This window comes from Desulfovibrio piger (assembly GCF_900116045.1).
Taxonomy (GTDB): domain Bacteria; phylum Desulfobacterota; class Desulfovibrionia; order Desulfovibrionales; family Desulfovibrionaceae; genus Desulfovibrio; species Desulfovibrio piger_A.
Genome location: NZ_LT630450.1, coordinates 2,087,786 through 2,106,892 on the forward strand (window position 1 = coordinate 2,087,786; position 19,107 = coordinate 2,106,892).

A 19,107-nucleotide genomic window follows, 5' to 3' on the forward strand; every position below is an offset into this window, starting at 1 on the left:
GCCCGGGAATGCCTTCCCGGAGCCGCTCTCCCGCCGGGTACAGGCCACTCGGGCGGTGGGCAGCGTCTTTCTTTCGTGGACCGGATGGCCGCGCCTTAGTCCGCCGCGCCTGCGGTGTAGTCGCAGGCCTTGCACCGGGCGCTGCTGAAGGCGCTGACGTTTTTGTGATAGGCTCCGGCCCAGCGGCAGATGGTCTGCAGGATGGGGACCACGGACAGTCCTTTGTCCGTCAGCCTGTACTCGACGCGCGGCGGTATCTCGTCGAACTGTGTGCGGGACACCAGACCGTCCTGCATCAGTTCTTTCAGGTTCTGGGCCAGGACAGCATCGGTGATGTTCACCATTTCCCCGCGCAGCTGGCTGTAGCGCAGAGGGGTCCTGTGGGCCAGCACACAGATGATGCGGGATTTCCACCTTCCGCCAAAGACATCCAGCCCGTATTCCAGCGGGCAGCGGATGTCTTTTTCCAGTTTTGCTTGGTACATGTCGCTCCTTTGTCCGCGCATGCGGATACGGCCATCCTATGCAGGGGGGAAGGCTGCGGCAAGTTGCTATGGAATTTATGAGTGACTCATAAATTGGCAGACGTCTTTTTTTCCATCATCAGCGAGGTATGCTCCATCTGTCGGTGCAGGATGCCGACAATGCCACATATCACAGGAGTATCATCATGGAAGTCAAAGCCTATCTTGAGATCACCATGCAGATCGCTGCCGCTGACCGTCCCGCTGCTGCCGGTGTCTATGCCGCGTATCGTGAGCCTTTCCTGAAGACCATCGCGGGGGCCCTGACCAAGGAGCTGCTCGTCCGGGATGACGACGTGCAGGTCCTGCACGGTTTCGACTCCGCGGCCCATGCTGCGGCCTATCTGGAAAGCGCGCTGTTCAAGGAGGACGTGTTCAAGGGCCTCCAGCCTCTGTGGAGCGCGGCCCCGGACGTGCGGATCTACACCGTGGCCTGATCCGCGGCCACGTCAGGATCGGCGGGAAAAAAGAGGGCCTCCCCCAGGGGAGGCCCTCTTCATGTCTGCAGGGATGTGCGGCCTAGTAGCGGTAGTGGTCGGGCTTGTAGGGGCCTTCGATCTTCACGCCGATATAGTCGGCCTGTTCCTGGGTCAGGGTGGTCAGCTTGACGCCCAGACGGGCCAGGTGCAGGCGGGCCACTTCTTCGTCCAGTTCCTTGGGCAGGGTGTAGACCTTCTTTTCCAGGTCGCCCTTGGCCAGCTTGATCTGGGCCAGGGTCTGGTTGGTGAAGCTGTTGGACATGACGAAGCTGGCGTGGCCGGTGGCGCAGCCCAGGTTCACCAGGCGGCCTTCGGCCAGCACGATGATGCTGCGGCCGGACTTGAGGGTCCACTTGTCCACCTGGGGCTTGATGTTCAGCTTGGTGATGCCGGGGGTGGACTCCAGGTAGTGCATGTCGATCTCGTTGTCGAAGTGACCGATGTTGCAGACGATGGCCTCGTCCTTCATGCCTTCCATGTGTTCGCCGGTGATGACGCGCAGGTTGCCGGTGCAGGTGACGTAGATGTCGCCTTCGGCCAGGGCGTCTTCCATGGTGGTGACTTCAAAGCCTTCCATGGCGGCCTGCAGGGCGCAGATGGGGTCGATCTCGGTCACCAGCACGCGGGCGCCGAAGCCGCGCATGGACTGGGCGCAGCCCTTGCCCACGTCGCCGTAGCCCACCACCACCACGACCTTGCCGGCCACCATGACGTCGGTGGCGCGCTTGATGCCGTCGGCCAGGGATTCGCGGCAGCCGTAGAGGTTGTCGAACTTGGACTTGGTCACGGAGTCGTTGACGTTGATGGCCGGGAAGAGCAGCTTGCCTTCGGCTTCCAGCTGGTAGAGGCGGTGCACGCCGGTGGTGGTCTCTTCGGAAACACCCTTCACCCTGGCGGCCACTTCATGCCAGTGGTTGGGATCTTCCTTGTGGCGCAGGGCCAGGCGATCCATGATGATCTGGAATTCCTTGTTGTCGTAGGTCTTTTCCAGCAGGGAAGGATCGTTTTCCACTTCCACGCCCTTGTGGATCATCAGGGTGGCGTCGCCGCCGTCGTCCACGATGAGGTCGGGGCCCTTGCCGTCAGGCCAGGTCAGGGCCATCTCGGTGCACCACCAGTAGTCTTCCAGGCTCTCGCCCTTCCAGGCGAAGACCTTGGCCATGCCCTGCTCGGCGATGGCGGCAGCGGCGTGGTCCTGGGTGGAGAAGATGTTGCACGAGGCCCAGCGGATGTCCGCGCCCAGGGCGTGCAGGGTCTTGATGAGCATGGCGGTCTGGATGGTCATGTGCAGGGAGCCGGTCACGCGCAGGCCCTTGAGGGGCTTCCGGTCGCCGTACTTGCGGATGCACTCCATGAGGCCGGGCATCTCGCGCTCGGAGAGCTGCATTTCCTTCTTGCCGAAATCGGCCAGGGCCATGTCGGCCACTTTATAGGCCAGGGAAAGGTCCAGGGCTTTGGTCATCGTTCCATTCTCCTTAAAAAGTATGTTGGGCCGCTCCACAAAAAAGGGCGGTCTGCGGCATGGTCGTCCGTCCCCTGTGCGGGGAGGGGCGCGGCCTTCAGTGGGGCCGCGCGGGAAATCTTGTGTGCCTTTGCCGGGGCGTGCTCCCCGCCATGCTCCCCCGGCACAGGCGCACCGCACCGGCGGGCCAGCCTTTCCCGGACAGGGCGGCTTTTGGGGAGGAGGGGGCGGGGCTCCCCCGGAAAAATATCCCTAACAGGCGCGTGCCCGCACCAGCAGCAGGAACAGGCCGCGGCCCACGGCCTGCCGCGTACAGGACAGGACCTCGAAACCGGCCTGGCGCAGGCGTTCCTGCAGGCGTTCCTCGTCGAAGCCCAGCCAGCGGTCGCCGTAGCGGCTGCGCATGGTCTCGTCATGATGCTGGAGGAAATCGGCCACGAACAGGTGCCCGCCCGTGGTCAGGCTGCGGCGTATCTCGCGCAGGCCTTCGCCGGGATCGGACAGATGGTGCAGGACGAGGTTGATGCAGGCGAAGTCCGCTTCCTGGTCGCGCAGGGGCAGGTGGTCCAGCTCGCCGATGCGCAGGGAGATGCGGTTCTCGTTGGCCAGGTCCACAGGGCTGAAACGGCGGCGGCACATCTCCAGCATGCGGGCCGAGCCGTCCACGCCGATGAGGCTTTGGCTGGCGGGCAGCAGGCGTTCCAGCACCGCGCCGGTGCCGCAGCCCAGGTCCACGGCCACGCGGCAGCCCGCGGGCACGGCGGCCAGCACGGCGGCGGGCAGGTCGAAATCTTCCAGCACTTCGCGGTTGAGCTCGTCCCAGTCCTCGGCGATGGCGTTGAAGAACTGGCGCGTCTTGAGGGCGCGTTCCTCCAGGATCTGGGCCGCCATGGCCAGATCCTCGCGCATGGCCGTGTCCGTATGCAAAAAAGGCCCCATGGCCTGCAAAAAGTCGCTGGCCTCGCCGCAGCGCGTGGCGGCATAAAAGACCCACAGGCCGTCCCGGCGCGAGGTCAGCAGGCCCGCTTCGGTCAGGATCTTGAGGTGGCGCGAGACGCGGGACTGCCCCATGCCGAGGATGCGCACCAGCTCGTTGACCGAGAGTTCGTAATGCAGCAAGATATGCACCAGTCGCAGACGGGTCTCGTCTGAAAGTGCCTTGAAATATACCAGTGCCATGCGTGCCCCTGTACGGCGCGCCGGGCGCGCCTGCGATCTGTGTATCAATTTTGCTTGATGCAAATATCAGCCTATCTGGATATAGTCAAGGAGTTCCATGACCTCGCCTTCCCACGCTGCTCCTGACCGGTCCCCCGCCGCCGGGGAGGAGACCGCAGGACGGTCGCCGCGCAAGCGGGTGACCGTCATCACGGCCACGGCCCTTTCGCTGCTGGAGGCCTGCGGTCTTGGGCCGTCTCCGTCGCGACCGGACAAGATGGCCGGGAAGGAGGGCCGCGCGCCGCAGGGCGATGCCCCTGCCGGGAAGGTCCCGGCGGACCATCCCCAGGCACGGCAGGCGGAAGAGCCGGCATCTTCCCGGAGGCGGAGCGGCGGGCGGAAAACGGCGTCCGCGCCGGACAGGGCCCCCCGGACAGTGGCGGGCAGGCCGCCGGAGGAAGAGGCGCCGCTGACCGTTGCCGCCGGCAGCGTCGCGGTCCCGGAGGACCTTCCGGTGATCCCGTCCGAACCGGCCACGCCGCCCGAACCTGCCGCCTTCCCGAAAAAAAACGCTGCCCGTCGTCGCCGTGCGGGCAGCCCGGCGGCTGCGCCTGTGACCGGCGCCCCGACAGTTCCCCCGCCCGAAGCCGGAGGGCAGGCCGCCACACCGGGAGCGGGCCCTGCGGATGGCCAGCCTTCCGTGGATGCGGCGGCTCCCGTTCCGGGTGTGGAACAGACGGGGGCTGCCTGCCGTGCGCGCCGTTCATCCGCATCCGGCGGACGCGGCCGCAAGAAGGCTGCCGGGATGCCCCCCGCATCTGCCGGGGAAACAGCGTCGGCAGTGGCGCCGGCGGAGGAGCAGGCCCCCGGGCGTCCCCCGGATGCGGCGGCACGGGCTGCCGAGGCGGACCGTCTGGCGGCGGAATACGGTCTGTCGTCATCGGGCGGCGGGCTGGTGGTGCTGCCCGGGGATGAGGACGGGGACGATTTTCCCGCCCCAAGGGATGACGGGGCGCCTGACGCCCGGGCCGCGGCCCGCTCCGTCATGACGGCTCCCGCCGCTCCCGGCTCCGGGCCCGTTTGCCCCTTGCCTGATGGACACGATGGAGCGGGGAAGGCGACGCCGCCCGCCGGGGCAGGCATGGGGCGGCGCGAGGCCGCCTTCCGGCAGTGGGCCGCGGCCATGCAGGCCCGTTTCGATGCCGGGCTGGAAGCGGAGGAAGACTGCGCGGCGCGGCGGCAAGAGGCGCTGGTCGTGCTGCCGCCGCCGTCAGGCGCGGGCGGGCGGGAGCGCCGGACCGCAAAAAAGCCGCAGGCAGCCACGGCGGAGGCCCCGCGCCCGCGGGCCTGGGTCACGCGGCGGCGCAGTACCGAGCCCGGGCATGAGGCCCGCTTCGGGGAGTGGCCCGGCCCGGCCCGGACAGGGAGCGTGCTGGAGAAGGTCTTCATCTCGCTGGGCGCGTCCCCAGAGCAGGCGAAACTGAGCCGTTTGTGGCGCAGCTGGGATGCCGTGCTGGGGCCGGATCTGGCGCCACTGGCCCGCCCGCTGGGCCATCATGACGACAAATTGCTCATCGGCGCCGAAGATGCCGTGCTGCTGCAGGAACTCTATTACATGGGGCCGGAGATAGTGCGCCGGGCCAATGACTTTTTGCAGGAGGACTTCTTCACGGCGGTGAAAGTCTCCCTGATGCTGGACCATCAGGATCTGGATGCGCCCAGTCCGGTGCTGGAGCGCTCCGCCGGGCGCCCGCAGGAGGAGATCCCCGCGCCTTCCGGGGCCAGCCTGGGGCTCATGGATCCCGAATCGGCCGTGGCCCGCTGCTATGCCCGCTTCCTGGGCATGGAGCTGCCCGACCCCCGCAAGTGAGACGTCGCGGCCGCCGAAAGGCGGGATTGACAAAGCTTTTCTCCCGATGCTAGGGTCAGCGGGTGTCGTGCTGGCCTTGCCGCCCTGTGCTGTGGCTGCCGTCACGCTGCAGCTCAAGGGGAGGATGCCATGCAGGATACGCTGGAAGATATCAGCCTCACACACGATAATGGCGAGGACATGCACTTTCGCGGGAGCCTTTCCTCCGAGTGTTCCTGGTACGACGAGGAACACGGCCTGCTGTGCCGCCAGAAGCTGTATGCGACGGAGAACAAGGACCAGATCTACTACATCATGCGCACCGGGCCGGAAGAACACAGCCGCCGGGCTTATCGCCTGAAGGTGCAGGACGAGACCTGCATCATCCATAACGGCAAAGCTGAAGTGCGCATGCCCATTGCCCTGTTGATGCTGGCTGTGCGCGGTCTGTGCGGCATGGATGCCCGGAGCGCGACCAGCCTTGCCATGGTGGAAGAAATGCTCAAGGCTGCCAACGCCTAGCCGCCGTCCGTTTTTTCCCCGAAAAGAGAGGAAAGGGATGCTTCTTCGGAAGCATCCCTTTTCGTTTTTGCGGCATCCGTTCGTGTACCGGCCAGGCAGCCCCCAAAGCCGCCCGTACGGGGGCTTTTGTCTCTCGTCGCGAATCCCGGCAGGGCCCACAGGACCGCCGGGCGAATGTCCCGGCCACAGGGGGCAGGACGTCTGTCCTTCCCGGGGCCCCCGACGGCAGGGCGTTCCCAGGCGCGGGGACGCCCTGCCGGAAGCGTATGGTGCGGGACGTCCCGGTGGAGCGGCGTCAGGCGCTGTTCCCGGCCTCAGCGGCGGGCGCTGAAATGTTTTTCCGCGCTCTCAATGTCCCCGAAACCGTACTGCCGTACCTGATGGAGCAGGTTCTGTTCGGCTTCGCTCTCGCCCTTGCGCAGACGTTCCATGGTGGCCCGGTGGTAAAGGGCGATGGTCCTGGGCGAATAGGTGCGCAGCTCCGCGCGCAGATAGCTCTCCATGGAGACCCGGCCCGGGCGGTCGTCACGGCTGCGCAGGGGGCGGCCCCTGTCGGCCAGCGAGGGGAAGCGGCTGTCGAGGTCTTCCTTCCAGGCCACATGGGCGGCCACGATGTCGTCCACCCGGGCCGCGGCTTCAGGGTCCAGCGGCGGCAGGCTGCCGGCCAGCCGGGCATATTCTTCGGGGAAGGTGGATTCCATCATGCGGGCGTATTTTTCCGTCACCAGGTTGCGCCCTTCTAGGCGGGCGTTCAGCAGGTCTTCCAGATAGCTGCCCAGCAGTTCGTCGTCCCAGTTGTCCATCTGGCTGGAACGCATGATGCGGAAAGTCCCGGGATCCATCTGGCAGGAGGCCTTGCCGCCCACGTTCCGCACGTTGCTGAACATCTCCCATTCCGCTGTGACCACGGCGTCCACGAGGGTTGTGTGCTCCATAGCGTCTCCCTGGCCGGGAAGGCCGCGGGGCCTGCGGCGTCCCGGCCATATCCGGCAAAAATCTTTCCCGGCGGTGCCGGGCGGCATGAAAAAAAGACGTCCTGCCGGAAGCAGGACGTCCTTGTGGCAATGCATGGCGGAGGGGGAGGGATTTGAACCCCCGGAAGGCGTGAACCTTCAGCGGTTTTCAAGACCGCCGCAATCAACCGCTCTGCCACCCCTCCGTGCGGAGCAGACCGCGCCGCCTGTCGCGTGCGTGCGCGTGCGGGCCTTTGGCCCGGGACGGTGCTCCGTCTGCGGGCTGCCGGGCCAGGGGGCACAGGGCCCGCCGGCCCGACAGCCGGGAACATATAGCACTTTTGGTCCCGGAGCGCAAAGGCCAAACGGCCGAAGGGCCCGCCGGGACATAAAAAAAACGGCGTCCCCCGGAAGAGGACGCCGCCGGATCCGCTGAGCGAAATATTACTTGATGGCGTCCTTCAGGCCCTTGCCGGGGGTGAACTTGGCAACCTTGCTGGCGGGGATGGTGATCTCCTTGCCGGTGCGGGGATTGCGACCCTTGCGGGCGGCGCGTTCCACCACCTTGAAGCTGCCGAACCCGGTGAAGGTCACGGATTCGCCGGAGGCGAGGGCTTCGCGCAGGGCGGCCACGACAGCGTCGAGGGCTTCTTCGGCCTTGGCCTTGGTGGGCAGGCCGGCCTTGGCATGGATCTTTTCAACAAGCTCAGCTTTGGTCATAGTTATACTCCAAAAAAAGAGTTTCGGGTTTCAATATGCAGGCCAGACAGGGCATCCATACGTTATGGGCTTGGCCCGTGTCAATGGAAAATGCCCAGATATCAAAGTTTTCCGGGCATCGGACCATTTCCCGGCACCGTGTCCCGTTCCCTGCCGGGCGGGGCGGCGGCCATGTCGCGTGCCGTGCCCGCTCAGGAAAGATCCACCAGGCTGACCTCGGCGCTCTTGAGCGGGTGCCCCAGGAAGATGCTGCCGGTGCGGATGAAGCGCAGCACGTTGTCCGTGGTCAGGAAGCGGCGGGAACCGGGGCCGTCTTCCCGGCGCAGCAGGCCCAGCTCGCGCAGGCGGTTTTCCACGGCCGCGGCGGCCGTCTCGGCCGAATCCACGATGCGCACGTCATCGCCCACCACATGGCGCAGGGCCCCCCGGAACAGGGGGAAATGCGTGCAGCCCAGCACCAGGGTATCGGGCCTGTCGGGCTTGCCCGGGGCGAACAGGTCGCCCAGATAGCGGCTGGCGATGCCTTCGACGATGGGGCCGTCCATCCAGCCTTCCTCGGCCAGGGGCACGAAGAGGGTGCAGGCCCGGCCCTGGACGCGGGCCTCGGGGCACAGGGAGGCGATGGCCTGCTGATAGGCGCCGCCGGCGATGGTGGCCTCGGTGGCGATGACCACGATGCGCTTGTTGCGGCTGGCGGCCACGGCCGCCTCGGCACCGGGGCGCACGACACCGAGGACGGGCAGGGGCGCGAAGTGTTCGCGCAGTTCCGGCAGGGCGGCGGAAGTGGCAGTGTTGCAGGCCACCACCAGCATCTTGACGCCCTCGTCCACCAGACGGCCCGCGGCCTTGAGGGTGTAGCGGATGATGGTGTCACGGCTTTTGGTGCCGTAGGGCAGGCGGGCCGTATCTCCAAGATAGAGCAGGTTCTCGCCGGGCAGGCGGCTGGAAATGGCTTTGAGCACGGTCAGGCCGCCCATGCCGGAATCAAAGATGCCGATGGGCAGGGAAGCTGGGGGATTCATGACGTTCCTTCGATGGGGACGGGCGCCGGCGGGCCTCCCCGGGCCGGCGCGTTGTTGGGACAGAAGGGCGCGGGGCGCCCCTGCCTGCCGGAAGGACGGGCGCCGTTGCCTCTGGACGTGCCGTCCCCGCCGTAGAGTACGGCCAAGAGGGGCGCGGCGGCCAGTCGCTCCCCCGGGCGCGCCGTCCCCGCAGGGGGCGTCCAGGGCAGGGGCATCGGAGTCCCGACTGCGGAAGGATGGCTTTTTTCGCGCGGCAGGGCAAGGGAAAACGGGCCCCGGAGGACCGAGGCCCGCGTCTTTCCCCGCGGCGCGCCGTCAGGGCGGCACGGACGGTGCGGGAACGCCGCGCCCTAGAGGCCCTGCCAGAGATAGCGCAGGGACGTGAAGAGCAGGATCAGGGCCAGCCCCCACTTGATGCGGCGCGCGGGCACGAAGCGCTGGCAGCGGGCCCCCAGATAGCTGCCCATGAGCCCGCCCAGGCCCAGCAGCAGGCCCAGCAGGGGGTCGGCGCCGATGCCGTCCAGCGAGGAGAACAGGCCCAGGAAGCCATAGCCCAGCACCCCGGCCAGGGAGGCCAGGAAGGTGCCCAGCAGCAGGGCCCCGGCGATGGCATGGACGGGCAGGCCGAAGATGCTGACCAGGAAGGGGGAAAGGATGGCGCCGCCGCCGATGCCGTAGATGCCGCCCGCCAGGCCGATGCCCAGACTGAGGGCGGCCAGGCGCGGGCAGCTGACGGAATGGCGCGTCTCGCCGAACGTGAAGACCAGACGGGAACGGTCCCAGCGTTCCACGTGGATCCGGGCCATGCCGCCCCCCTTGCGGGCGGGCGCGGCGGGCCTGCGCAGGTCGCGGAACATGCGCCAGAAGATCCAGAGCAGCAGCAGGCCGGCAAAGACCTTGAAGCGGCTCTCGTCCGGCAGCCAGTAGACGCGTATGAGCGAGCCCAGCACGATGCCGGGCAGGGTGCCCACGGCCACGGTCAGGGCCAGGGGCCAGAGCAGGCGGCCTTCGCGGGCGTAGCGCACGATGCCGCCGGGACAGGCCAGCACGTTGAAAAGATGGTTGGTGGCGCTGACGCCGGGGCTGGTGTAGCCCAGGAAGCTCATCTGGAAAGGCAGGAGCAGGAAGGCTCCCGACAGGCCGCCCATGGACGTGACGAACGAGATGCCCATGGCCGCCAGGACGGGCACCAGGGGGTGACAGTCGATACCGGAAACGGGAAAGTACATGGACCACCTCCACAGGTTATGCGACGGGATAAAGTCAGAGTAAACTGATATGGATATTTTTGTCACGTTTTATTTTTTTACTAACCTATGGAAAATAAAGGAATAAAAATAAAACAAGCGTGATTTTTCAAGGTATTTCAATCACGTTTTTTTAAAAAATAGTGATTAAATGGGATCTGCGGAGGCCCGCTGTCCTTGGCGGGCCGGGCCTGCGGCCCGGTCACGCAGCGCGGCCCCCCGGGGCACGTTGCCTGTGCCGGGCGAAACGCGTATATTTCAGGCTTTCCCATCACCGTGCAGCAAAGGATTTCTTCATGCTCGCCATTCTCGAATACAAGGCAGGCAACCAGACCAGCGTGCGCCGTGCGCTGGAGCATCTGGGCATCCCCTGCCGCATCACCGCCGACCCCGCGGAACTGGAGCAGGCCCAGGGCATCATCTTTCCCGGTGTGGGCGCCGCCGGGCAGGCCATGGAGGCCCTGACCTCCGCCGGCCTGGACAGCGTACTGCGCCGTGCCGTGGCCGAAGGCCAGCCTCTGCTGGGCATCTGCCTGGGCTGCCAGATCCTGCTGGAACACAGCGAGGAGAACGATATGCGCACCCTGGGCATCGTGCCCGGCCGCTGCGTGCGTTTTCCCGACCATATGAAGGAAGAGGACGGCAGCCCCGCCCCTGTGCCGCACATGGGCTGGAACAGCCTTGAGGTGGTGCGCCCGGGCCGTCTGCTGCGGGGCATCGAACCCGGTGCGGAATTCTATTTCGTCCACAGCTACTATGTGGAGCCCGCGCCCGAGCTGGTCATGGCCACCACGGTCTACGGGAAGGAGTTCTGCTCGGTCTACGGCCGCGACGGCCTCTGGGCCGTGCAGTGCCATCTGGAAAAGAGCGGCCGCCCCGGCCTGGCCGTGCTGCGCAATTTCTATGACTACTGTGACGAGGTGCGCCATGCTTAGCAAACGAGTCATCCCCTGCCTGGACGTGCGCGCCGGCCGCCTGACCAAGGGCATCAAGTTCCAGGGCAACGTGGACATCGGCGACCCCGTGGAGAGCGCCCGCCGCTATTATGAGGAAGGCGCGGACGAGATCGTCTTTTACGACATCACGGCCTCGGCCGAGGAACGCGGCATCTTCCTGGACGTGGTGGAGCGCGTGGCCTCGCAGATCTTCATCCCCTTCAGCGTGGGCGGCGGCATCTCGTCCGTGGCCGACATGCGCGCCGTGCTCAATGCCGGGGCCGAAAAGGTCTCCATCAATTCCGCGGCCGTGCGTGATCCCGGTCTGGTGGCCGACGGCGCGGCGGCCTTCGGCTCGCAGGCCATCGTGGTGGGCATGGACGTGCTGCGCGTGCCCGTGAGCGAGAGCATCCCCTCCGGTTACGAGATCGTCATCCAGGGCGGCCGCCGTCGCATGGGCATCGACGCCATCGAATGGGCGCGCCAATGCCAGGAGCTGGGCGCGGGCGAGCTCTGCGTCAACTCCATCGACGCCGACGGCACCCGTGACGGCTACGAGCTGACCCTGACCCGGGCCATCGTGGACGCCGTGTCCATCCCGGTCATCGCTTCCGGCGGCGCGGGCGCGCCCGAGCATATGTATGATGCCGTGAGCAAGGGCGGTGCCTCGGCGGCGCTCATCGCTTCCATCGTGCACTACGGGCAGTACACCATCCGCCAGTGCAAGGAAGTCATGGCCGGAAAGGGTGCCAAGGTCCGCCTGACGTGGTAGCTCCCGAAGCCCGCTGGCAGGCCCTGCTGCCCGTGCTGCGGCCCTGGCCGCTGGCCGTGGCCTTTTCCGGCGGGCTGGACAGCCGTTTCCTCTGTTTCGCCCTGCGGCGTGCGGGCTGCGACGTGCTGGCCCTGCACGCTACGGGGCCGCATGTGCCGCAGGCCGAGAGCGCGGCGGCGCGGCGCTGGGCCCGGGCGCAGGGGCTGCCCCTGCGGGAAGTGCGGCACGATCCCCTTTCCCTTCCCGACGTGGCGGTGAACAGCCGGGAGCGCTGCTATGCCTGCAAGCGGGCCCTCATGCGCCGTCTGCGTGAGGCCCTGGCCGCCGCGGGCGGCTGCCGCATCCTCTGTGACGGCAGCAATGCCGACGACCTGACCACCTTCCGGCCCGGACAGCGGGCCGTGCGCGAGGCGGGCGTGCTCTCGCCCCTGGCCCTGGCCGGGCTCCGCAAACAGGAATTGCGCGATCTGGGCGCGGCCTGGGGCCTGGACGATCCGCAGCAGGCCGCCCGGCCCTGTCTGCTGACCCGGCTGGCCTACGGCATGCATCCCGGACCGGCCCTGCTGTCCCGTCTGGCCGCTGCCGAGGCGGATCTGGCCGCATTGCCCGGTCTGGGGGATTTTCGCCTGCGCCTGACGCCGGAGCCCGTCCTGCAGGTGGCTGCCCTGCCTGACGGCCTGCGGCCGCGGGTGATGCGGGTGCTGGACACCCACGGCTTCGGTGGCGCCGAAATCGTGGAAGGGACGGTCAGCGGCTTTTTTGACCGCTGAGGTGATGTTTTTTGAGGAACCCCTCGTCCCTCCTGCCGATGCCCGCAGCTTTTGGTCATGTAACGAGCTCGGCCTTTGGGCCCCCGGTCGCTGCCGGTACACGAAGGCCTTCCCCGGCGCCCTGATAAAGGGGGGAGGATATTTCCTTCGGAAAAGATAAAACGCGCCTGCGAGACAGAGTTCTCGCGGGCGCATTTGTTTTTGACAGGGATATGCCCTCCCATGAGCTGGAGGGATGTCCTGTTATGAAAGCGTGCTGGGGAAGGGGGAGTTTGAGGGGGAAACCCCTCTCGCGCCAGCAGCGACCGGATGGCGGCCCGCAGGGCCGTGCCCGTTGCGACGCAGGCAGCTGCGGGCATCGGCAGCAGAGATGAGGGGATCCCCCCTCAAAGATTCCTCCCCGTCCTTCGCAGACAGGGCCTTACCGGACGCGCAGGGCCTCGGTGATGATGGCCGCGTCTTCCTCCGGCCGGGCCTTGACATTGAGTTCGGCGTTGCCGCCGTGGCAGACGAAGCCCTCGGGGCCGTGTTCCACCACACCGGCGGAGATGACCTGCCCGTAGGGGAGCTGGTCGCGCATGTCGGCGTGGTCCACGCGGCGGGGAAAGATGAAGGGCACGGGCTGGCCGGAAAAATCTTCCATGATCAAATACTTCATGACCTGCCTTCCTGTTATTGCTGGCGCTGGGCGCGACGGTTCCTGAGGTACTGGCGCACGGCGCGGTTATGATCGTCGAGGTTGGTGGAAAAAGCGTGGCGGCCGCCATCGGTGATGGCCACGAAATAGAGGTACTTGTGCTCCTCTGGCGTGATGGCCGCGGCCAGGGCGCTGGCGCCGAACGAGCAGATGGGGCCGGGCGGCAGGCCGGGACGCTGGTAGGTGTTGTAGATGTTGTTGGCGTCGTCCAGGTGGCGGCGGCGCAGGTTGCCGTCAAAGTTGGGCCCCAGCCCGTAGATGACCGTGGGGTCGGCCTGGAGCGCCATGTTGATGCGCAAACGGTTGGCATAGACGCCGGCCACGCGCGGCCGCTCGTCGGCAAAGGCGGTCTCCTTCTCCACCACGGAGGCCAGGATTACCAGGCGGCGCAGCTCGTCGCGGGAGGGGCGTTTGCCGCCGGGCCAGAGGGCATCGCCCTTGCGCCAGAAGTTGTCCACCATGCGCCCGGCCACGGCGCGGGCCTGGGCCCTGTCGGGCACGTCGGCCTTCTTGAGCAGATAGGTGTCCGGCATGAGGAAGCCCTCGGCCGAATCGAAGGGGATGCCGTAGTGGCGCAAAAAGGCCGGGTCCGTGATGACGGCGCGGAAATCCTCGAAGCGCACCAGCCCGGCGTCCTCCAGCACCCTGGCGGTCTGCCACCAGGTCAGGCCCTCGGGCACGGTGACGCGGAACAGCACCGGCCGGCCGTTGACCAGGGTATCCAGCACCTGTTCCGGCAGCCAGCCCGTGTTGAGGGCGAAGCGCCCGGCCTGCAGGCGGCTGTCCCACTTTTTGTAGCGGGCCAGCAGCAGGAACTTGCGCGCATCGGTGATGAGCCCGCGTTCTTCCAGCCTGTCGGCCACACGGCGCACGCTGGCGCCGGGCTCCACGTCGAAGAAGGCCTCCTGCCCCGGTGTGGCCGGGGGCGTCTTGAGGAAGGTCCAGGCCTCGTATCCCGCCCAGCCGGCAGCGGCTGCCGCCAGCAGGACAAGGACAGCCACGATGCGCAGTACGGTCTTCATGCCGGTCTCCGCTGGTCAGGGCTGAGGGAAAGGAAGGACTCCAGGATGCGCACGGCGGCCTGCTGGTCCAGCACGGCCTTGCAGCGGCGGCCCGTGCGGCCCGCCTCGCGCAGTTCGCGCTCGGCGGCCTCGGAGCTGAGCAGCTCGGACATGAAATAGAAGGGCAGGGGCACGCGGCGCTTGAGGCGCTCGGTGACGTTGCGTACCTGCCGGGTGGTCATGCTCTCGGTGCCGTCGGTGAGCAGGGGCAGGCCCATGACCACGGCGTCGGGGCGCTCCCCGAGGATCCGCCCGGCCAGCGCCGCCAGGAATTCCTTGCGGTTGGCGTAGTCGGCCAGGCGGATGGTGGTCAGCGGATAGGCCATGATGCCTTCCGGGTCGGTGGCGGCCAGGCCCGTGCGGGCCAGGCCGTAATCAATACCTACCCATTTCAAGGCGCTTACAGCCCCATCTTGGCGCGTACTTCGGCCAGCGTGGCGGAGGCGAAGGCGCGGGCGCGTTCGTTGCCGGCGTCCAGGATCTCGGCCACGGCGCCGGGACGGGCGGCCAGGGCGGCGCGGCGTTCCTGCAGGGGCGCCAGGAAGGCTTCCAGGTTCTTCAGGAAGCGCTTCTTGCACTCCACACAGCCGAAGCTGGCGGCGGTACAGCCGGTGCGGATCTCGGCCTGTTCTTCGGGGCTGGCCAGCAGCACATGGTAGGGGAAGAGGTTGCAGGCGTCCGGGTTGCCGGGATCGCTCTTGCGCAGGCGGGCCGGGTCGGTGAACATGCCGCGCACCTTGGGCTCGATGTCGGCCATGGTGTCACGCAGGAAGATGCCGTTGTTGTAGCTCTTGGACATCTTGCGGCCGTCCAGGCCGGGGCACTTGGCCGCGGGGGTGAGCATGGCCTGCGGCTCGGGGAAGAAGCTGCCGCCGTAGAGGTAGTTGAAGCGGCGGGCGATCTCGCGGGTCAGCTCCATGTGGGGCAGCTGGTCCTCGCCCACGGGCACGCCGTGGGGACGGTACATGAGGATGTCCGCGGCCATGAGCACGGGGTAGCAGAGGAAGCCCGCGTTGCCCAGGTCCTTGTTGGTGATCTGCTGCTGCTGTTCCTTGTAGGTGGGGTTGCGTTCCAGCCAGGAGACGGGGGTGATCATGGAGAGCAGCAGGCTCAGCTCGGCGTGTTCCTTGACCGCGCTCTGGCGGAAGATGACGCACTTTTCGGGATCCAGCCCGGCGGCCACCCAGTCCTTGACCATCTCTTCCACGTTGGTGGCGATGTTGGAGGGGTCGGCATAATCGCTGGTCAGGGCGTGCCAGTCGGCCACGAAGAAATAGGCTTCCTCGGTGTGCTGGAGTTCCACCCAGTTCTTGAGGACGCCGAAATAGTGACCCAGATGGAGCGGCCCGGTGGGCCGCATGCCCGAAACCGTACGCGGACGAACAGTACTCATTTCAAGATTCCTTTGGAAGTTCCGTTACTTACTTGATACCGACAAGCGAAAGCAGCAAATCGCTGCCTCCGCCGATGAGGGGCCCGAGGATGCGCCCCAGCAGGCCCGTGGCCAGCAGGAGCACCAGGATGATGAAGCCGTAGCGCCCGGCGCTCATATAGGCCCAGGCGGCGCGCGGCGGCAGGAAATAGGCCACGATCTTGCTGCCGTCCAGCGGCGGGATGGGCAGCAGGTTGATCCAGGCGAGGCAGAGGTTGATGTTCACCCCGGCCACCAGCATGAGCAGGAAGTAGCGCGTGGTGTCCGAGATGTCGGGGCTGGGCAGCATGGCCACCACGGCGCCCAGGACCAGGGCAAAGCCGATGGCCAGCAGGAAGTTGGTCACGGGCCCGGCCAGGGCCACCCACATCATGTCGCGGGCGGGGTCGCGCAGGTTGCGCACATTGACCGGCACCGGTTTGGCCCAGCCGAAGATGAAGCCCGTGCCCAGGCTGGTGAGCAGGAACACGGCCGCGCCCAGGGCATCGAAATGCGAGACGGGATTGAGGGTCAGGCGGCCCATGAAGCGGGCGGTCTGGTCGCCCTTGCGGGAGGCCATCCAGCCGTGGGCCACTTCATGCATGATGATGCCGAGCAGGGTGGGGATCAGGTAGACAGCGAAACGCTGCGCGTTGAATGCAAAATCGAACATCTGCCGCAAGTACCATGCAACGGGTCAAATGTCGATATGAGGGGCGGGGCGGGGTGCGCGGAGGCTCCGGGAAAGGCTGTCCCGGCCCTGCTGCCGGTGCCCTTCATGCCGGCGGCCGGCGGGCACGGCCCCTGCGGTTCCCGTCCGCGGGCTGCGCGCGAAGGGCCTTTTCCGTCCCCGGATGCTCCGTGCCGCCATGCCCGCGGGGCACCCAGGAAGACGCGGGGAACGGGACCGGCCCCGCCTGCCCGTGCGGCTGCACGTCCCCGGCGTTTCGGGGGGCTTCCATGCCGTGAAGACCGTCCCGCCTCGGCAGGGGCCCCTTACCTGCCGCCGGTCAGGGCGTGGCTCTCGTCGATGAGCGCGAACAGTTCCCGGGACGTGATGCCCCCGTCCAGGAGAACGGAGACCCAGTTCCTTTTGTCCATATGGTAGGCGGGCAGGATGCCCGGTGTCCCGCCGATGAGCAGGTCCAGCGCGCAGCCGGATTTCAGGTTGATGATCTCCACCTGCCCGTCCCCGCACAGTCCCAGCCTGTTCGCGGGCACGTCCATGATCAGGCCGTACCACTTCCGTCCCTGCCGGTGCCGCAGGACCGCATACCGGGGATACCGGGCCCAGGGGTATTCCGGTTCCGTACCGAATTTCTTCCTGACGTAGGCGAAGACGCTTTCACGCGAGGACATGGCCGTTCTCCGGCGGCCTAGCCCACGCTGGCCACTTTGCGGACCAGCAGCTCGTCGTTGGGCCAGATCTGGCGGTCTGGGGTGAGCAGTTCGCCGTTGCGGGCCACCAGGGCGCATTCCTCGGCCAGGCCCAGGGCCGTCAGCAGCTGGCGGGAGGTCTTGGGGCGGGGGATGGAGAGCCAGAGGTCCTCGGGCTGGAGACGCACGGTGACGCGCGCGCCGGTGTGTTCGGGCTTGACGCAATGGAGGTGGCGGGGGGTCTCGCTCATATCGTTTCCTTGTGGTTGGAGTCAGGCAGCGCGGCTGCCGGGGATTCCGGGAAGGGACGCCGGGGAGTTTTTACCGGGCCTGTCCTTTGGAAAAGTAGGGCAACAGAAGGGGACTGGCTACACGAGCCCCATCCCTGCGCTGTCCCCCTGCTGAAAGTTTTGGGAAGGGAACGGGGGAGCGCGAGGGGGAGAGGGAGAACCGTTTTTCAAAACGGTTTCCTTCTCCCCCTCGCCTGTTCCTTACTAAAACACGATCCACCAGTACAGCAGGGTGACCACGGCCATGCTGGCGGCGCGCAGGCCCTGGTTGGCCAGGATCAGGCGCAGGGCCAGGGCCGGACGGTAGAAGCCCGCATAGGCGGGCAGCTGGTGGCGGATGGCCCGCATGGGCGTGGACAGGATGTTGCCCACCATCAGGGCCAGCACCACGTCGCGGGCCTCAAGGCCGCCGGTCTGCAGCACGCTGCCCGCGGCACCCAGGGCCGCGCCCAGCTCGGCGGCCAGGTGCAGCACGATGATGCCCACGGCCTGCGGCTTGAGGAAGGCCAGCCAGTCCATGTGGGTGGCCAGCCAGTCCTCGGCGGCGGTGAACAGGCCGTAGCGCTGCAGCAGATACATGATGATGTAGACGGGCACCGTGAAGCAGACCAGCTTGGGCACGCGGCGGCGGAAGCGCTTCCAGGCCTTGCGGATCGCGGCGCGCCAGCCTGTCTCGCCGTCCGCGGCGGCCGTGCGGGCCGTGCGCTCCTGCGGCGGTACGGGCAGCAGGCGGCGGGAAAGGACGATGGTCAGGCCGGTGCGGCCCACGGCGGCCAGCAGGGTCAGGCCCACATAGACCACGGCGGGCCAGCCCAGCACGGGCCAGGTGAGCAGGAAGATGGTGGGCGTGTGGACCAGGTAGGCCGGGAAGCTGTTGAACAGGTTGGCCAGCATGAGTTCCCGTCCGCCGATCTCGCCTTTCCGGTGGCTCCCGGACAGCAGGCCGTTGGCCGCGGCCGGGGAGACGAAGGCCAGGGAGAAGGCAGCGCCCGCCACATCGCGCAGATGGGCGGCCCGGGCCAGCGGGGTGGCCAGGCGGGACAGATGGCGCGTCCAGCGCAGGGCCTCCAGCAGGTTGGCCAGCAGCAGGCCCGCGCACAGGCCCAGCAGCAGGCGCAGCAGGGGCCAGAGCAGGCCTTGCCAGAGCAGGGCCAGGGAGTGCAGGCTTTCAGGGGAGAGGATGTCGTTCATGGGCAGGGCGCGGGATCAGGCCTGGGCGGCCGTGAAGCCCGTGTCCTCGGGCAGGTCGGGACCGGCGGCGAAGGCGCGGGCCAGTTCGTCGCAGCGTTCGTTCTCGCGGTGCCCGGCATGGCCGCGCAGCCAGTGGAAGGTCACGTTATGGGTGCGCAGCAGGGGCAGGAGCTGTTTCCAGAGGTCCACGTTGAGCACGGGCTTCTTGTCGCTCTTGACCCAGTGGCGCTTCTGCCAGCCGGCCAGCCAGCCTTTTTCCACAGCGTCGCAGACGTATCTGGAATCGGTGTAGAGGTCCACCTCGCAGGCCTCGCGCAGGGCGGAAAGGGCCGCGATGACGCCGCCCAGCTCCATGCGGTTGTTGGTGGTCAGGCGGGCGCCGCCCACCAGCTCGCGGCGGGCCGTGCTGCCCACCAGGCAGAGGATGGCGGCCCAGCCGCCCCGGCCGGGATTGCCCAGGCAGGAACCGTCCGTATAGATGATGACTTTCTTCATGACCGCGCAGTGTAGGCAAGAAGCGGGATGCTGGCAACGGGCCTTTCGCCGGTGTGCCCGCGCGCACGTCCGGGGCCGCACGGCGGGGGATGTGCGGGCAGGGCCGTGGTCCGCGTTAAGCACGCTGGACTTTGCAAAACCTTTGGGATATGCTTTCCTACCAAAAATTAAT

At 67.1% G+C, this 19,107-nt stretch carries 22 protein-coding genes and 1 tRNA gene; 6 read left to right on the plus strand and 17 right to left on the minus strand.

Annotated elements, in window-relative coordinates; genetic code table 11:
* Positions 1-95 precede the first annotated feature (95 nt).
* A complete protein-coding gene (locus tag DESPIGER_RS09375; protein ID WP_072335975.1) occupies positions 96-485 on the minus strand; it encodes a winged helix-turn-helix transcriptional regulator in 390 nt (129 codons plus the stop codon).
* 128 nt (positions 486-613) lie between these two features.
* On the opposite strand from DESPIGER_RS09375, the gene DESPIGER_RS09380 reads away from it, so the two are divergent.
* Positions 614-961: a hypothetical protein gene (locus DESPIGER_RS09380; protein WP_231927559.1), complete on the plus strand. Its 348-nt coding sequence runs from the start codon at positions 614-616 to the stop codon at positions 959-961.
* A gap of 82 nt (positions 962-1,043) precedes the next feature.
* On the opposite strand, the gene ahcY is transcribed toward DESPIGER_RS09380, so the two are convergent.
* Together ahcY and DESPIGER_RS09390 are read right to left on the minus strand one after the other, a co-directional pair.
* Complete coding sequence (ahcY, locus tag DESPIGER_RS09385; RefSeq protein WP_072335978.1) at positions 1,044-2,465, minus strand: adenosylhomocysteinase; 1,422 nt, start codon at positions 2,463-2,465, stop codon at positions 1,044-1,046.
* A 252-nt stretch (positions 2,466-2,717) separates the two neighbouring features.
* Positions 2,718-3,644 (minus strand): ArsR/SmtB family transcription factor, encoded by a 927-nt coding sequence (locus DESPIGER_RS09390; RefSeq protein WP_072335980.1) that lies wholly within the window; start codon positions 3,642-3,644, stop codon positions 2,718-2,720.
* A gap of 784 nt (positions 3,645-4,428) precedes the next feature.
* Here DESPIGER_RS09390 and DESPIGER_RS12965 point away from each other — a divergent pair.
* Together DESPIGER_RS12965 and DESPIGER_RS09400 are read left to right on the plus strand one after the other, a co-directional pair.
* Positions 4,429-5,493, plus strand: coding sequence for a DUF721 domain-containing protein (locus tag DESPIGER_RS12965; RefSeq protein ID WP_156831681.1), 1,065 nt, complete (start codon positions 4,429-4,431; stop codon positions 5,491-5,493).
* Between the two features lie 129 nt (positions 5,494-5,622).
* The gene (locus DESPIGER_RS09400) at positions 5,623-5,994 is read left to right on the plus strand and encodes a hypothetical protein (RefSeq protein WP_072335983.1); all 372 of its coding nucleotides are present in this window, start codon (positions 5,623-5,625) and stop codon (positions 5,992-5,994) included.
* 314 nt (positions 5,995-6,308) lie between these two features.
* Here the strand turns inward: DESPIGER_RS09400 and DESPIGER_RS09405 are convergent, their stop codons facing one another.
* The 5 genes from DESPIGER_RS09405 to DESPIGER_RS09425 all read right to left on the minus strand — a co-directional run bounded on the left by DESPIGER_RS09405 (position 6,309) and on the right by DESPIGER_RS09425 (position 9,918).
* Positions 6,309-6,929, minus strand: a complete 621-nt coding sequence (locus DESPIGER_RS09405; protein WP_072335986.1) for a DUF4125 family protein — start codon at positions 6,927-6,929, stop codon at positions 6,309-6,311.
* 134 nt (positions 6,930-7,063) lie between these two features.
* A tRNA-Ser gene (locus tag DESPIGER_RS09410) sits at positions 7,064-7,153 on the minus strand.
* A gap of 238 nt (positions 7,154-7,391) precedes the next feature.
* Entirely contained in the window at positions 7,392-7,667 is a 276-nt protein-coding gene (locus tag DESPIGER_RS09415) for an HU family DNA-binding protein (RefSeq protein ID WP_006007160.1), read from the minus strand.
* Between the two features lie 191 nt (positions 7,668-7,858).
* The gene (gene murI / locus DESPIGER_RS09420) at positions 7,859-8,689 is read right to left on the minus strand and encodes a glutamate racemase (RefSeq protein ID WP_072335989.1); all 831 of its coding nucleotides are present in this window, start codon (positions 8,687-8,689) and stop codon (positions 7,859-7,861) included.
* Between the two features lie 350 nt (positions 8,690-9,039).
* Positions 9,040-9,918 carry a sulfite exporter TauE/SafE family protein gene (locus DESPIGER_RS09425; RefSeq protein ID WP_072335992.1) on the minus strand — a complete coding sequence of 293 codons (879 nt, stop codon included), beginning with the start codon at positions 9,916-9,918 and terminating at the stop codon, positions 9,040-9,042.
* A 314-nt stretch (positions 9,919-10,232) separates the two neighbouring features.
* Here DESPIGER_RS09425 and hisH point away from each other — a divergent pair, with 314 nt between their 5' ends.
* Genes hisH through DESPIGER_RS09440 form a run of 3 tightly spaced genes read left to right on the plus strand, consistent with a single transcriptional unit; the run spans position 10,233 to position 12,413 of the window.
* Positions 10,233-10,871, plus strand: coding sequence for an imidazole glycerol phosphate synthase subunit HisH (hisH, locus tag DESPIGER_RS09430; protein ID WP_072335995.1), 639 nt, complete (start codon positions 10,233-10,235; stop codon positions 10,869-10,871).
* Entirely contained in the window at positions 10,864-11,643 is a 780-nt protein-coding gene (gene hisF, locus DESPIGER_RS09435) for an imidazole glycerol phosphate synthase subunit HisF (protein ID WP_072335998.1), read from the plus strand. The genes hisH and hisF overlap by 8 nt, the downstream gene beginning before the upstream one ends.
* Entirely contained in the window at positions 11,637-12,413 is a 777-nt protein-coding gene (locus tag DESPIGER_RS09440) for a PP-loop family protein (protein WP_072336001.1), read from the plus strand. Before hisF ends, DESPIGER_RS09440 begins: the two co-directional genes overlap by 7 nt.
* Before the next feature lie 421 nt (positions 12,414-12,834).
* Here the strand turns inward: DESPIGER_RS09440 and DESPIGER_RS09445 are convergent, their stop codons facing one another.
* From DESPIGER_RS09445 to rnhA, 9 genes are all read right to left on the minus strand, one after another.
* Complete coding sequence (locus tag DESPIGER_RS09445; protein ID WP_006007176.1) at positions 12,835-13,071, minus strand: hypothetical protein; 237 nt, start codon at positions 13,069-13,071, stop codon at positions 12,835-12,837.
* Between the two features lie 14 nt (positions 13,072-13,085).
* A complete protein-coding gene (gene mltG, locus DESPIGER_RS09450; RefSeq protein ID WP_072336004.1) occupies positions 13,086-14,132 on the minus strand; it encodes an endolytic transglycosylase MltG in 1,047 nt (348 codons plus the stop codon).
* Positions 14,129-14,566: a Holliday junction resolvase RuvX gene (gene ruvX, locus DESPIGER_RS09455; protein WP_072336006.1), complete on the minus strand. Its 438-nt coding sequence runs from the start codon at positions 14,564-14,566 to the stop codon at positions 14,129-14,131. Before ruvX ends, mltG begins: the two co-directional genes overlap by 4 nt.
* A 5-nt stretch (positions 14,567-14,571) precedes the next feature.
* Positions 14,572-15,564 carry a tryptophan--tRNA ligase gene (trpS, locus tag DESPIGER_RS09460; RefSeq protein ID WP_072336009.1) on the minus strand — a complete coding sequence of 331 codons (993 nt, stop codon included), beginning with the start codon at positions 15,562-15,564 and terminating at the stop codon, positions 14,572-14,574.
* Positions 15,565-15,592: 28 nt separating this feature from the next.
* Entirely contained in the window at positions 15,593-16,255 is a 663-nt protein-coding gene (locus DESPIGER_RS09465; RefSeq protein ID WP_072336013.1) for a site-2 protease family protein, read from the minus strand.
* A 323-nt stretch (positions 16,256-16,578) separates the two neighbouring features.
* Positions 16,579-16,941 carry an MmcQ/YjbR family DNA-binding protein gene (locus DESPIGER_RS09470; protein ID WP_072336016.1) on the minus strand — a complete coding sequence of 121 codons (363 nt, stop codon included), beginning with the start codon at positions 16,939-16,941 and terminating at the stop codon, positions 16,579-16,581.
* 17 nt (positions 16,942-16,958) lie between these two features.
* A complete protein-coding gene (locus DESPIGER_RS09475) occupies positions 16,959-17,210 on the minus strand; it encodes a hypothetical protein (protein WP_072336020.1) in 252 nt (83 codons plus the stop codon).
* 243 nt (positions 17,211-17,453) lie between these two features.
* Positions 17,454-18,440 carry a hypothetical protein gene (locus DESPIGER_RS09480; RefSeq protein WP_072336023.1) on the minus strand — a complete coding sequence of 329 codons (987 nt, stop codon included), beginning with the start codon at positions 18,438-18,440 and terminating at the stop codon, positions 17,454-17,456.
* Between the two features lie 15 nt (positions 18,441-18,455).
* A complete protein-coding gene (rnhA, locus tag DESPIGER_RS09485; protein WP_072336026.1) occupies positions 18,456-18,935 on the minus strand; it encodes a ribonuclease HI in 480 nt (159 codons plus the stop codon).
* Between the last annotated feature and the right edge of the window lie 172 nt (positions 18,936-19,107).

Excerpts from the sequence above, each read along its gene's own strand:
- DESPIGER_RS09375 (WP_072335975.1), bottom strand. The coding sequence starts at position 485 with ATGTACCAAGCAAAACTGGAAAAAGACATCCGCTGCCCGCTGGAATAC.
- DESPIGER_RS09380 (WP_231927559.1), top strand. The coding sequence starts at position 614 with ATGCTCCATCTGTCGGTGCAGGATGCCGACAATGCCACATATCACAGG.
- ahcY (WP_072335978.1), bottom strand. The coding sequence starts at position 2,465 with ATGACCAAAGCCCTGGACCTTTCCCTGGCCTATAAAGTGGCCGACATG.
- DESPIGER_RS09390 (WP_072335980.1), bottom strand. The coding sequence starts at position 3,644 with ATGGCACTGGTATATTTCAAGGCACTTTCAGACGAGACCCGTCTGCGA.
- DESPIGER_RS12965 (WP_156831681.1), top strand. The coding sequence starts at position 4,429 with ATGCCCCCCGCATCTGCCGGGGAAACAGCGTCGGCAGTGGCGCCGGCG.
- DESPIGER_RS09400 (WP_072335983.1), top strand. The coding sequence starts at position 5,623 with ATGCAGGATACGCTGGAAGATATCAGCCTCACACACGATAATGGCGAG.
- DESPIGER_RS09405 (WP_072335986.1), bottom strand. The coding sequence starts at position 6,929 with ATGGAGCACACAACCCTCGTGGACGCCGTGGTCACAGCGGAATGGGAG.
- DESPIGER_RS09415 (WP_006007160.1), bottom strand. The coding sequence starts at position 7,667 with ATGACCAAAGCTGAGCTTGTTGAAAAGATCCATGCCAAGGCCGGCCTG.
- murI (WP_072335989.1), bottom strand. The coding sequence starts at position 8,689 with ATGAATCCCCCAGCTTCCCTGCCCATCGGCATCTTTGATTCCGGCATG.
- DESPIGER_RS09425 (WP_072335992.1), bottom strand. The coding sequence starts at position 9,918 with ATGTACTTTCCCGTTTCCGGTATCGACTGTCACCCCCTGGTGCCCGTC.
- hisH (WP_072335995.1), top strand. The coding sequence starts at position 10,233 with ATGCTCGCCATTCTCGAATACAAGGCAGGCAACCAGACCAGCGTGCGC.
- hisF (WP_072335998.1), top strand. The coding sequence starts at position 10,864 with ATGCTTAGCAAACGAGTCATCCCCTGCCTGGACGTGCGCGCCGGCCGC.
- DESPIGER_RS09445 (WP_006007176.1), bottom strand. The coding sequence starts at position 13,071 with ATGAAGTATTTGATCATGGAAGATTTTTCCGGCCAGCCCGTGCCCTTC.
- mltG (WP_072336004.1), bottom strand. The coding sequence starts at position 14,132 with ATGAAGACCGTACTGCGCATCGTGGCTGTCCTTGTCCTGCTGGCGGCA.
- trpS (WP_072336009.1), bottom strand. The coding sequence starts at position 15,564 with ATGAGTACTGTTCGTCCGCGTACGGTTTCGGGCATGCGGCCCACCGGG.
- DESPIGER_RS09465 (WP_072336013.1), bottom strand. The coding sequence starts at position 16,255 with ATGTTCGATTTTGCATTCAACGCGCAGCGTTTCGCTGTCTACCTGATC.
- DESPIGER_RS09470 (WP_072336016.1), bottom strand. The coding sequence starts at position 16,941 with ATGTCCTCGCGTGAAAGCGTCTTCGCCTACGTCAGGAAGAAATTCGGT.
- DESPIGER_RS09475 (WP_072336020.1), bottom strand. The coding sequence starts at position 17,210 with ATGAGCGAGACCCCCCGCCACCTCCATTGCGTCAAGCCCGAACACACC.
- DESPIGER_RS09480 (WP_072336023.1), bottom strand. The coding sequence starts at position 18,440 with ATGAACGACATCCTCTCCCCTGAAAGCCTGCACTCCCTGGCCCTGCTC.
- rnhA (WP_072336026.1), bottom strand. The coding sequence starts at position 18,935 with ATGAAGAAAGTCATCATCTATACGGACGGTTCCTGCCTGGGCAATCCC.